General features: G+C 47.2%; 6 protein-coding genes. 4 read left to right on the forward strand and 2 right to left on the reverse strand.

From position 1 onward, the window contains the following. Positions 1 to 158: 158 nt before the first annotated feature. From KE626_RS05205 to KE626_RS05220, 4 genes are all read left to right on the forward strand, one after another. Positions 159 to 3380: a SusC/RagA family TonB-linked outer membrane protein gene (locus tag KE626_RS05205; protein ID WP_211971805.1), complete on the forward strand. Its 3222-nt coding sequence runs from the start codon at positions 159 to 161 to the stop codon at positions 3378 to 3380. A 20-nt stretch (positions 3381 to 3400) separates the two neighbouring features. Further along, entirely contained in the window at positions 3401 to 4897 is a 1497-nt protein-coding gene (locus KE626_RS05210; protein ID WP_211971806.1) for a SusD/RagB family nutrient-binding outer membrane lipoprotein, read from the forward strand. Between the two features lie 29 nt (positions 4898 to 4926). Further along, positions 4927 to 7242: an arylsulfatase gene (locus KE626_RS05215; RefSeq protein WP_211971807.1), complete on the forward strand. Its 2316-nt coding sequence runs from the start codon at positions 4927 to 4929 to the stop codon at positions 7240 to 7242. Between the two features lie 164 nt (positions 7243 to 7406). Further along, the gene (locus KE626_RS05220) at positions 7407 to 8498 is read left to right on the forward strand and encodes a sterol desaturase family protein (protein WP_249207274.1); all 1092 of its coding nucleotides are present in this window, start codon (positions 7407 to 7409) and stop codon (positions 8496 to 8498) included. Between the two features lie 75 nt (positions 8499 to 8573). Here KE626_RS05220 and KE626_RS05225 read toward each other — a convergent pair whose 3' ends face one another. Both KE626_RS05225 and KE626_RS05230 read right to left on the reverse strand, forming a co-directional pair. Further along, positions 8574 to 10325 carry a SusD/RagB family nutrient-binding outer membrane lipoprotein gene (locus tag KE626_RS05225; protein WP_211971808.1) on the reverse strand — a complete coding sequence of 584 codons (1752 nt, stop codon included), beginning with the start codon at positions 10323 to 10325 and terminating at the stop codon, positions 8574 to 8576. A gap of 17 nt (positions 10326 to 10342) precedes the next feature. Continuing rightward, positions 10343 to 13894, reverse strand: a complete 3552-nt coding sequence (locus tag KE626_RS05230; protein WP_211971809.1) for a SusC/RagA family TonB-linked outer membrane protein — start codon at positions 13892 to 13894, stop codon at positions 10343 to 10345. Between the last annotated feature and the right edge of the window lie 127 nt (positions 13895 to 14021).

A 14021-nucleotide genomic window follows, 5' to 3' on the forward strand; every position in this document is an offset into this window, starting at 1 on the left:
CACTCAGAGCTGGCAAAAGACTTTCCGTTTGCTGCTGTTGTTGCTGTTAGGCACTTCCTGAACATTCCAGATTAATATATCCGGTCATCTCCATGGCGCGTAAAGCGGCCGTAATGGCCATTTATTGCCCTGTCTATCCAACATCTAATTTCATTTGTATGCTTAAATATCTACAACAGGCAGTATGGTGCGCTGCGTTATTATTCATTGCCAGCAGCGCATTTGCACAGGCGCCTGCCTTATTAAAAGGAAAAGTTATTGATAACAAAACGCAGGAAGCCCTGCCGGGCGCATCTGTACGCGTTAAGGGCGGTCACTCAGGCACTCAGTCCGATGCACTTGGTTCTTTTGAGTTGTCGCTTACGCAACTGCCGCAAACAATTATTGTCACCTTTGTAGGATACCAGTCGCGGGAGCTGGTCATCACAAAAAATGATCTTAACAGTACGATAAAACTGGAACAGCAACAGGCGCTGTCGGAAGTAGTGGTAACAGCCGTTGGCATCAAAAGTGCTACCAGGTCGCTGGGTTACAGCGTGGGTGAAATAAAAGGCGCTGCGCTGAAAGACAGCCGGGAACCTAATGTGGTAGCAGCGCTCAGCGGAAAGGTAGCCGGTGTGCAGATCAATAATTCCGGTGGATCTCCCGGTGGATCTTCTACTATAAAAATCAGGGGAAATAGTTCCCTGCTGGGAAGTAATGCACCTTTATTTATTTTAGATGGTGTACCGGTCGACAATTCTATCCAGGATATATCACCTATCTCCAACAGTGTTTCGCTCGCTACTCCGTCTAACAGGGGCATCGATATCAATAGTGCAGATATTGCCAGTCTGACTGTATTAAAAGGCCCGGCTGCCGCTGCGTTGTATGGCATCAGGGCTGCCAACGGCGCAGTGGTAATCAACACAAAAAGAGGAAGTTCACTCACCGATAAATCTTTTGGTGTGAGCTACAGCGGCTCGTTTACCGTTGATAAAATTAACCGTCGCATGCAACCGCGGCAAACCAGTTTCTCCAATGGTATCGGCGGGCAATATGTGAAACCCGGTATCACCGGTTCCGATGAAAACTGGGGCGCATTGCTGGATACATTGACCTATAGTTCCATTCCCGGCAACTTCGATAAAAACGGAACAATTGTAGGCAAGAGCGATCCCAGCTCCAACGGCATACCTGTAAACCGTTATGATAATATTGATCGGTTTTTCGTGAACGGCTATACGAACGATCATAACATCAGCTTCTATGGTAACACAGGTAATGCCGGGTATTATTTTTCCTATGGCAACCTGAAACAAACCGGGATCATTCCTACTACCGATTTCTACAGACATACTTTCCGTTTTAACGGCGACTACGCTGTAAATGAACGGCTGAAAGTGTCCGGTGGACTGAATTATATCAAAGACGGCGCGGGTAACCGTGCGCTAATGGGCGGATTTAATACCAACGTAGTGCGGGCATTGATGAATTCTGCTGTAAACTTTGACATCACCAACGGATACTCCAATCCCTGGGATCACCCCGAGTCGTATAAATTGCCGCCTACCAGCGCAAAACCCTGGGGCGACAGCCGCTCATATGCAAACGGTATTGGATGGGACAATCCTTACTGGTCGCTTAATATGAATCCGCAAACGGATGAATTAAACCGCTTTATCACCTTTGCAGAAGCCAATCTTGAAATCACCAGCTGGTTAAAAGCCACTGCCCGGTATGGTATCGATTATTATACCGATGTAAGAAAAGGCGCTTTCAGCCGCGGTACTTCCGGCGTAGCCACCGGTACCATCAACGATGTGAATTACACCCGCAGGGATAATAATCTTGATGTATTACTGGTGGCTGACAGACGCTTGAGCAGTGATCTGAATCTTACGGTAGTAGGAGGGTATAACTATTATAATTCCTGGCGAAACCAGGTTAATACCCGTGGTGACGGATTGACTATTCCCGGTAACTTTAATATTTCCAATGCTTCTTCTACTCAAACATTTAATCAAACTATCCGTAAAAAACTCATAGCAGGATATGCCGATATAAAGCTGGATTACAGGAAATGGTTATACCTGGAGCTGACCGGAAGAAATGAATGGACCTCTACGCTGGCCAAAGGAAAGAACGCTTTCTTTTATCCTTCTGCCAGCACCAGTTTTATATTTACAGATGCGCTTCACTGGAATCACAGTATCCTGAATTTTGGTAAGATACGTGCTACCTATGCACAGGTAGGAAATGATGCTGATCCATATTCACTTGAAACCTATTATGTGCCTACTACCAGCAGTGGCTGGATACAAAGCGCCATTAGTTTTCCTTTTAATGGCAAACAAGGTCTTAGTTACAGTTCCACCATCGGTAATCCCAACTTGAAGCCGGAACGCATCAGCACCTGGGAAGCCGGACTGGACCTGCATTTCTTCCATGACAAAACGCAACTGGAAATTGTTTACTATAACAACAGCAGCAAGGACCAGATCATACCCGTTACATTGCCCTATTCTACCGGCGCCGCCTACACGCTTACCAATGCAGGTAATATTGTAAACCGGGGTCTGGAAGCCAGTTTGCAGCAACGCATTCTGGGTAGCAGAAAACTTTCCTGGACAGCTACCGCATTGTTTAATAAAAATGTGAGTCGTGTTAACTACATCACTGATAATATTTCCAACGTAAGCCTGGGCGGTATCTGGATGGAAGCGCGCGGGCAGGCAGGGCAGCCCTATGGCGTGTTTTACGGCACAGATGTGAAACGGAATGCAGCAGGAAAGCCGATCATCAATGATGATCCTTCCAGTGCCAGCTATGGTTATCCACTGGTGAACAGCAACTTTACCAGGATCGGTGATCCCAACCCGGACTTTAATGTGGGGCTGCGCAACGAATTCAGGTATGGGTCCTTTACCTTCTCCTTTTTGCTGGATGGGCGTTTTGGTTTCGACATCTTCAATGCGCCGAGGCTGCAGATGGTGTTTAATGGCGTAGATGCGTCGACGGTAGCCAGAGGCACCAAAACTGTTTTTGATGGCGTAACTGCCTCCAAAGGAGCACCCAATACTATTGAAGCTGAGCTGTCGCAGGCATGGTACCGCAATACTTTCAACATACAAGGGCTTTACGTAGAACATGATCTTTACTGGGTGAAGCTGAAGGATGTTAATCTCACTTATGCTTTGCCACAGCAGCTATTAAAACCTGCACATATTGCCGCCGCCAGCGTTACGCTCACTGCCAGGAATTTTTTATTGTCGACCAACTACACCGGCAGTGATCCGGACCTGGGCAGCAGAAATGGTTTGTCTAACGCCGCCGGTATTGACTTCTGGACAACACCTAACACGAAGAGCTATGGCATAGCGCTAAACGTTTCCTTTTAATTAATAAAGCACTTATCAACATGAAAATATTTAATCAAATCAATGTGCGTTTATTCGTTGCAGTTAGTATGCTGCTGATGCCGGCATCCTGCTCGCTGTCCGATACCAATGTTAACCCAAACGCCTCTACGGAGGTGTCTGTCAGTGCAGTACTGACCGGTGCCGAAGTATCGCTGGGCTTTAACCTGGGCGTTAACGCCGGCCTGGTCGCCAACATCTACATACAGCAGGCTTCCGGCGCCAACGGCGATGCCGCTTCGTTTGACAACTATACTTCGTCGATCCAGTATTTTAACCAGACATGGCGCGGGTTCTATGGAGATGTGCTGGATGAACTGAAGATTGTAAAAACTGCCGCTGCACAGCAGAAACTGCCTTACTACAGCGGTATTGCGCGCATCCTCAGCACTTACTCCTATGGCACATTAACAGACCTTTTTGGAGATATACCCTATAAGGAATCGCTGTATGGTAATAATATTACCAACCCGGCGTACGACAAGCAACAAGATATTTACAAAGCATTGCAGGAGCAGCTGGATTCGGCCATACTCGATCTTTCCGTGCCTGCGACCGACAACCAGGGCGCATTGCCGGCTGCTGACGATGTGATATACGGCGGTAATGTGGAACGTTGGAAGTCATTGGCGTATACATTGAAAGCGCGGTATGCTATTCATCTCTCAAAAATCAACAGCACAGATGCCGCGCAACAGGTGCTAAAGGCGTTGTATGATGGTACCCGTTACCGGGGAATAGCGGATAATTCTGCGGATGCGTTAGTAGTATTCGGTGCTGCCACCACCAATGCCAATCCGTTTTACCAGCAAAATACCAACAGGCCGGGATGGATAGGACTGGGGGCTTCATTTGTAAACCTGCTGAACGGAAACGAAGTTACGGATGCCGCCACCAAACCGGAAGGGCCGCTGGTAGACCCGAGAAGGGCTTACTTTGCAACGACTTATCCGGCCGGCAGCAACACCTACAGGGGCAGTGCACCCGGCGTACCCGGCGCATTTTCGGTGATCGGCAGCTTTTATGGCACTGCTACATCACCGGTTATTATCAGCAGCTTTTCAGAAGCCAAGTTCCTGGAGGCAGAAGCGCGGTGGCGAATCAATCCTGCCGACCCGTTGGTGAAAACAGCCTTCGACGCGGCCATCCGTTCTTCATTTTCCCGTGTAGTCAGTAATCCTGCCGATCCATATGCCACACCAGATAAGCAAACAGCTTATATAACGGCAAAGACTACACTCAGTGGTGTTGCTGCAACTGACCTGAATACGCTGATCACACAAAAATACATTGCGTTGTTCCTGCAGCCGGAGGCCTGGTCGGACTATCGTCGTACCGGTTATCCCGCCCTGCCGCTGGCAAAAAATGCTACCAGTGTGGCTAACCCGAACGGGCAAATACCCCGGAGAATACCGTATCCGCAAAATGAACAATCACTGAATAGAAATACTCCTGGGGGATCGGGTTATCAAACACCTGCCCTATGGTGGGATAAATAATTTATCGGTCAATACAACTTATTATCAAAATGAAATTTTCACTGCTTTCCGGACCTTTTATTTCATTGACCCTGCTGGGTATCAATACCGCTGTATTGGCCCAGTATAGCCCGAAAAAGCCTTATAAAGGTAATGTAGGGCCTACTCTTTCACAGAGCATTGTTACGCCTGTAACCTTTAATCCTGTTGCGCCTGCAGGCGCTCCCAATATTGTGTATATTATGCTGGACGATGTGGGTTGGGGTGCCAGCAGTGCATTTGGCGGCCTCGTGGAAACACCGGTGTTTGATAGCCTGGCTAATAACGGGCTGCGATATACGAATTTCCATACTACTGCCATTTGCTCCCCCACGCGGGCTTCTCTACTGACAGGACGTAATCACCATTCGGTGAATGTACCTACTGTTATTGACGCTGCCGTGAACCTGCCCGGGCATAATGGTTATATGCCTTTTGAAAAAGGTACGATCGCGGAAATCCTGCGGGAAGATGGTTACAACACCTACGCTGTTGGCAAATGGCATGTAACTCCCAGCCCGGATCTTACGCAGGCAGGGCCTTTTAACCGCTGGCCTACCGGTCGGGGGTTTGATGCCTTTTTTGGTTTTATGGCTGGAGAAACAGACCAGTATACCCCTGCACTGTGGGAAAATACGATAAAAGTAGAGCCTGATCTGCAGGGAAAACACCTGACTACGGTGTTGGTGGACAAAGCTATTTCCTATATCGCCGGACAACACTCCGCGGCCCCGGATAAACCTTTCTTCCTGTATTTTACCCCTGGCGCTACACATGGTCCGCACCAGGTAGACCGCTCCTGGGTTGACAAGTATAAAGGGAAATTTGACGCCGGCTGGGATGCTTACCGGGAGCAGGTATTGGCCCGCCAGAAAAAACTGGGGCTGGTACCGGCTAATGCCACATTACCGCCACGCAACCCCGGTGTAAAAGCGTGGGAATCGCTTTCTCCCACAGAGAAGAAAGTATTTGCCCGCTTCTTTGAAGTATATGCAGGCTTCCTATCGCATACCGATTATGAGGTAGGCAGACTAATAAACTATCTGCGTGATACCAAACAGCTGGATAATACATTGGTTGTATTGATCATCGGCGACAATGGCGCGAGTAAGGAAGGCGGCTTGAGTGGCCATGTGCATGGTATTAATGAGTATATCGACGGTAGTTTGTTTAGCGAAAATTACGAGCAAAGGATAAAAGATATCGACAGCTTGTATGATAGAATCGGCAGCGCCGCATCAGGTCCCAATTATCCGGTGGGCTGGGCCCAGGCTGCCAATACACCTTTCCGCTACCTGAAGCAGGATGCCAACAGCGAAGGAGGTACACGTAACCCGCTCATTATTTTTTATCCGAAGCTGATCAGGAAAGGAGGCATTCGTACGCAGTATTCGCATGTGAACAGTGTTACGCCTACTGTGCTGGAAATTGCCGGTTTAAGTATTCCAAAGGTTATTAATGGTTATCCGCAGGATACACTGGAAGGGATAAGTCTTGCTTACACCCTTAATAATGCCGCAGCGGCTGGCAGGCATCATATACAATATTATGAAATAGCCGGCGGCAGATCAGTGTATAAAGACGGCTGGAAGGCTGCGGTCAGTCATCAGCGCGGTACTCCTTTCTCTGCTGATAAGTGGGAGCTGTATCACCTGGATGAAGACTTCAACGAGCAGCACGACCTGGCTGCCGGCAACCCGGCTAAACTGAAGGAACTGCAGGCCCTTTTTGACAGGGAGGCGAAGAAATATAACGTATACCCTTTGCTGGGAGATACTACGCGTCTTACCCCCGCTATACTTACCAGGGGGCCGCTGGATAGCAGATCTTCGGCCATTTTGTACCCCGGCCTAACGCAGGTGCCTACACGCTCAGCGCCGTTTCTTTCGGAACAATCATTTATCGTTAAGGCGGATGTAGAATTGAGCAGCGTCAGCAATGAGGGCGTGTTACTAAGCGTGGGTGGCCGTTTCTCAGGGTTTACATTTTTTGTGCAGCAGGGAAAATTAAAAGCGGTGCATAATAATAACGGCAAGCTAACGGATCTCACTTCCGGTAAAACTGTGCCGGTGGGTAAAGCGATACTCCGTTATGAACTGAAGTATACCCGCGCTGCAAAATTGACGGACCCGGCGGGTACCGAGGCATTATATATCAACGATGAAAAAGTGGCGGAAAGAGCCATTACTAAAGCTGATGCCACCATCTCGCCATACGATGAAGGGCTGGATGTGGGCAGGGATCAGGGATCCGCAGTGTCGCCATTATACACATCGCCTTACAATTTTACCGGTAAGCTGCATCATATTGAAATTATACATCCTTAATTATTAAATCCTGGATTATGACATTCGCAGATCTTGTTTTACTGACGAAAAAAATTGCTATCGGGATCATCATATTCTTGGTTCCGCTGCTAATAGTAGCGGGTAGTATTTGGTTTTTACATTATCTCCTTCATCAAAATCATTGATCAAAAAAAATAATTATCATGGCAACAACCGCAAAAACGCCCTTGCAGGTAATTGGAAGGGATTCCCTGATTAGCCTGCTGCTTTATGTGTCACCGATAGCGCTTATGTTCGCGTGGTTTTATCTCAGCGGCAGCAAGCCCTGGCTTCATCCGGCTGCGGAGCAGCTTTCGTTCCGCGCGCCGGCTTTTGTGGAGGCGATATTTAACAATCTGAAAACGTGGGGGCTGCCGGCTATTATGCTGGTGGTGGGTATTGTAGAATTTTCCGTGGGGTTATATGAAAATAAATGGACAAAGAATGAGCGTATCCTGGATGTAGTATGTTTCATTTTGCCGAAGCTGGTGTTACGCCCTATGATTGCTTATTTCGGGTTGCAGCTTTTACCGCTGGTATTACCCAATGCAAAAGATGCGTTTGTGTGGGTGCCGTTCTGGTGGGCTTTTGCCATTATGGCCGTGGCCGATGATCTGACCCAGTACTGGTATCACCGGCTGCATCATCAGCTGCCGCTGTTATGGAGGTTCCATCGTACGCATCATTCAGCGCCGTATATGGGTATGGCCATGACCGGCCGGCAGAATATTATTTATACGATGTTTTTTTCGCAGATATACCTCACTGTTACCCTTACTTATTTTGGGCTGGGATATGCTGCCCTTTTTGTGGGCGGTATCAAGTCGCTCATCACTACCGCTGCGCATTCCAGTATAAAATGGGATAAGCCGTTTTATACTATCCGCTGGCTGCATCCGGTGGGGTGGGTGATGGAGCGGCTTATTTCAACACCGGCTACGCATCATGCGCATCACGCCGATACTACGGATGATGGCATTGGCAATTACAAGGGTAATTTTGGCAATATGTTTTTTATCTGGGACCTGATTTTTGGCACCGGTATTATTACGCGCCAGTATCCGGCGGCATATGGTTTGAAACATTATAAAGAGGAAGAATGGTATGCACAGTTGCTGTGGCCTATTTTTAAATCAAAGAAAGAAGGCAGCGAGCTGGCAAAGAACGGACCGGAGGTAGGAGATGAGGTGCCTGTTGAAGAAGACCGGGTGGAGGTACCGCAGGCGGCTATTGTAGCCCGTGCGGCCACTGCATAATCTGCTGAAACTGCATGTAAAATAAAAGGGATGTCTCCTGTTGAGACATCCCTTTTAGCGTTCCCATGTTCGCTGTTATTGGTAATTATAGTTATCCCAGTACGGATTTTTTGCCCTTGCAGCAGCAGGCACCCAGAAAATGGGAGAAGTTAAATTATTCTCCGGTGCTACTTTCTTAAAGTTGTCTGAGTTGTTAGTCAGCTCAATAGCCGGGTAGCGCACTCTTTCCGGCATTGGTTTCCATACGGAGGTATGCCAGGTGAAGGGCTCCAGTTTCGGGTGACGGGTTCTTCTCAGTTCTGCCCACAGTTCATATGGCTGATAGAGATTCAGGTGCAGGTACTTCTGCTGCATCAGGATTTCCATTTTGTCATCGAGTGTTGGTGCTGCGGTAAATTTACCTTTCACTACATCGCCCCAGGCATTCACTACTGTGGCAGATGGGCGGGCAGGATATACCAGCGCCATTTGTGCAGGCGTCATCTCAGTTTTGGCGTAGCTGCTCAACTGGTTGATGGTATACCAGAAGGCAATAGAATGTGTTACTTCGTCTTTGATATGCTCTTCGGCAGATTTACCTGTATTAGCTAAACCTTTCAATGCAATTTCCGCCAGCAGGAGATCCTGTTCGCCCAGTGTGCTCATATAAACCGGCATCTTGGAGTTGCGGTGGAAGGTAGCATGGTTGTACATAGATTTAGCATTGGTAGAGAACGTAGAGGCGATATTGTCTGCGAACGGATAGTATTTTTCTCCACTGGTATACAATGCGGTCTGTTCTTCAATGTTGGCAGATACGCCGCGGTAGTCCATGTATTTGGTAGGCATAGCCAGCACCGGCAAACGCGGGTCATCAATGCCTTCTTCATAGGCAGGAGTACCGTAGTTCAGCCTTTTCATGATGATATTAGGGATAAAGGAGGCGAAAGAGTTTTCATACACGCCCCGGATCCAGGTACCACCACCAGTTGGATCGATGTCATACCAGTAAAACCAGTAATAGTCGGTTTGCGGCAATGGTTTTGCCAATGCTGCCTGGATGAGTGGTTTAGCATATGCTTCTTCCACGCCGGCAATACGCACCAACATTTTCAAACGGAGGAAATTGGCAAAGGCTGTCCATTTGTTGATATCACCGTTGAAGGCAACATCCTGTTGTTTGAAAACAGCCTGTGCAGAGGCAGACATCTGGGCGTAAGCGCCCGGCAGTCCATCTACCAATGTTCCCAATTCCGCGATGATGGATTGATATACGGTTTTTGCATCATCGTATTTAGGAAACAGGTATTGTGCCCCCCCTTTGGAACCCTGGAAGGCATCGGAGTAAGGAATGGAATTGAAGAAATCTACCAGCTTGGCAGTTTGGTAACACTTAATCAAACCAGCCAGTTTTAGATACAGTTCTCCATCTGTTTTATCCTGTCCGGAACGTGCGGCAAGCGTATTCTGAAGTGTTTCATAGTTTTTCAGACGGGTGTAGCTGTTCTGAAAGAAATTTTGACCGTTGATAGGAAAATCATCAAAGCCATTACCAGTGGTAAGGTCATTGTAGCTGGAGAACCAGTCGTATCGATAAGACACATATCGCTGTGCTATCTGTGAATAACCGGTGATACTGGTACCGCCGTTCAGCAGGTAATACCATTCGCCATAGTCCTGCGCAAAAATTTTGTTATTGGTGAGCATGTCAGTGAATAATCCCGGGACTATATCGGCATCGCTGCCGGTAAGCTTATCCTTGTCGTAGAACCGGTCTGACAGGTCTTTTTTACAGGCGCCCAGGAACGAGGCGGACAGTAGTAATATATATAAATATGCTTTTTTCATTTTTTTCATTTTATACATTAGAAAGCCACATTTAATCCCAGGGAGTAAGTCCTTTGTGTTGGGTAGATGGTATTTTCTACGAATACATCTGCACCCAATGCTCCTTCCGGATCGATATTGGGAATGGATTTGTACAGGTAGAAAAGGTTACGTGCAGCTGCAGTAACAGTCAGCCTTTGCATCTTAATCTTCTTGGCCATTGATGCCGGTAATGTATAAGAAAGTGCAACTTCTCTTACTTTAACGTAGTTGTTCTCAAATAAACGGTCAGGTGGGAAGGAAGTCGCCAGGTCATTTGCATATCCCTCATAGTAGAGGGCAGCGGTGGTCATAATATCATTGGTAACATATTTACCATTATCATCCAGTTTAACACCAGGAAGAATCAGACCATCGTGATATACTTTTCCATCCTTTGACTGTGCCGGCGCCGGTTGTGAATGCTGCCACGGCACCTTCTGATCATTGGCGTTGAGATAATACGCCAGACCGCCGTTTTCTTCATCGCGGTATTTCATGGTATTTTCCAGTTGTCCTACACCGGTCAAACGGTTGTTGGTATAGGAGAAGATAGTACCGCCGTATTTATAATCCAGTCCAATGCGCAGGTTGAAGTTTTTGTATTGGAAATCAGAGATAAAACCGCCATATAATTTAGGCATCACATTACCCGCTGAAATCTTTTTCTGATCGTCGAGGATATAGGCGCCGTTGGCATTTACCACTTTGTTACCGGCTTCATCACGTTTGAAATCGTATGTCATAATTTCTCCGTAAGGACGGCCTTCATCGGCATTTACGGAAACGGCAGAACCATTGATCAGGTTGTTGAAAGGATTGTAGATGACACCGGGATAGAGACTGATCACTTTAGAAGCCTGTTTCGCTGCATTCAGTGTCAGGTTCCAGCGATAATTTTTGCCCATCAGTGGCGTTCCGGTTATTGCCAGTTCAAAGCCCCAGGCTTTTACGTCGCCGGCATTCACGGTTAAACCGGTAGAGCTGGACGCAGATGAAATTGGCAGGCTGATGATTTGGTTATACCTGTGATTGGTATAGAAGGAGAAGTCCAGGATAATTCTGTCCTGTGGCAGGAAAGTGTTATTGATACCTATTTCAAACTCGCGCTTACGTTCCGGTTTCAATGCCCCTGGCAATAGATTGCTGGGAGAAGAAACTGCGTTGGCACTGGTGCCGGATAAACGGTTAAACCCGTAGAGATTATTGGCAAAATATCTGTCAGTACCATTACCTACGTCAGCCCAGGATAATCTCAACTGTCCGGTGTTTACACCTTTCAGGGCAAAACGCTCTGTGTAGTTCCAGGTGGCGGCAACGCCGGGATAGAAATATTTATTATTTTCCGGAGGAAGCGTAGAGTTCCAGTCCTGTCTTCCCTGTACTTCAACTGTTAATTCATTTTTCCATGATAAGGCGGCCGATGCCAGTAAGCTATATAATACATCTGATCCACGGGTGTAATTTCTCAGCTTATCCTGGTTATCGGCATTAGCAACGCCAAGCTGATTGGAGAAGGAGTACCAATCCGGGAAGTTTAACCCTCCTACGGTGGTGGTACCGAAATAGTCTACTGTACGAAGCCTGTATACGCCACCGCCAAATGCAAACAACCGGAGGTCGTTGTTCAGAAAGGTTTTATTATAGTTCAATAGTGCCTGGTATGTTTGAACAGTGGAGTTCTGTTTGGCTACACCAAAAGAACCTCCGGCCACTGAAGGTACAATCCTGGTTATCTTTTCTTCGGTGGTATAATTGGTGTTGTCGTAGTCCAGTCCTGCCTGTCCTACGAGGAACAGATTTTTAGTGAAGTTGAGCGTTACTTTGGCAGAGGTGATCATATGTACCTTGTCATCCTTGTAACGGTTCTCTTTTTGACTCCAGAGATATTGGCCAAGCTTTGAGAACGCCTGGGATACACCTGCATTCGTAAGGTCGCGCTGATAACCGGTAGCGTCGGTGAAATAGGGGTAGATCTTATCGTAATCAAAGTCTACCGGGTATCCCCATGCTACTGGTCCGTCGTTCAGAGAACGGCGATTCTGCGTAGTGATATTGTAGATATTGGTAATCACTTCAAAGGTGGCGAGGTCAGAAGCTTTGTAGTTACCATTAAAACTGAAAGAGTTTCTTTTCTGCCAGCCATTTTCAGCGATGTCCTGGTAGTTATAGTTGGTATAAGACGCCCTCATACTACCTTTTTCATTGCTGCCTGCAATAGATACGTTCGCAGTAGTAGAATGACCTCTCCGGAACAGGGAAAGGAAGTTGCCGTTGTGCGGTGAGTTCTTTACGATAGAGCTATCGTAAAACATTACATCTGCACCGTCAAATGCAGGCCCAAAGCTAAAGCGCTTAATGGGAAGCATCCTGGTTTTTACGCCATTGACAGTGGCATACGTAGTGTCATACAGGTTGTCGCCGAGGCCGTATTTATCCTGCAATTTCAGGTAAGATATGGGCTGTTCTATAGAGTATTGCAGGTTACCGGTCATACCAAATCCTTTTACATTACGACCACTCTTGGTGGTAATGAGCATTACACCATTGGCGGCGTCGCTACCATATAATACGGTTGCTTTTGCGCCTTTCAGGATGTCGATGGACTCGATATCATCGGGGTTGATGTCGTTGATGCCTGCGCCATAGTCGAAGCCTTGTCCAAGGTTACCACCTATTTGTGTTTTGCGGTCGCTGAGGATTACACCGTCTACCACAAACAGTGGCCTTGTATTCTGGTTAGGGTTCATACTGGATGCACCACGGATATTGATCCTGATACCACCCTGAGGGCCAGCGGAACCGGTATTAACTCCCACACCGGCAGCTTTACCATAGAGTGCCAGGAAAGGGTTCATTGTAGTACCGGCTTTGGTGAGTTCGTCGGCCTTGATAGTGCTGATAGCGTATCCCAGGGTTCCTTTCGGACGTTTGATACCCAATGCAGTTACCACCATTTCATTTAAGCCGCTGGAGGCAATGTTAAGTGTTACGTTTAATACAGTAGCTGTGCCTACAACAACTGATTTGGGATCAAATCCAACGGAAGAGAACACCAGTGTGGCATTATCGTCCGGTACATCAATGCTGTACTGGCCCTGTACATTCGTAGTGGTACCGGTTTTGGTTCCTTTTAGCAGGATGGTTACGCCTGGAACCGGCGCCCCGGTATTATCTTTTACTACCCCGCTTACTTTCCGGATAACCACTTCCGGTATGGGAATGAAAGGGGCAGCATTTAATAGTTTTATATCTTTCTCTTTTACAGCGATGATCTTGCCGATCACTTCGTAGCTGAATGGTTGATTTCTGAAAAGCAGCGTCAATACCTCTTCCAACGAAGCATTCCGGATGGAGATGTCTACCGGCTCACTTTTAGCAAGCATGGCATCTTCATACCAGAATTTATAACCTGATTGCTTTTTGATTTCTTCAAACACCTTCTGGATAGGCGCATTTTTTTGCGACAAGGTTATCTGTTGCGACAGAGTTTTGGCGCTGATTTGCAAACAAACTACCGTTAAGAGGATAGTTACCAGTTTTATTTGCATTATCAGTTGTTTTTTAAGCTTCTGAGGGGCGCCGGATCGACGGAATGCGGCGACGCGCTCTTTGATGGTTGATACAAGCCCGGGTACATAAATGGGCTTTGCATGACAATTAGATTGCATACATTTG

Source organism: Chitinophaga hostae (assembly GCF_018224885.1).
In the GTDB taxonomy this organism is placed as follows: domain Bacteria; phylum Bacteroidota; class Bacteroidia; order Chitinophagales; family Chitinophagaceae; genus Chitinophaga; species Chitinophaga hostae.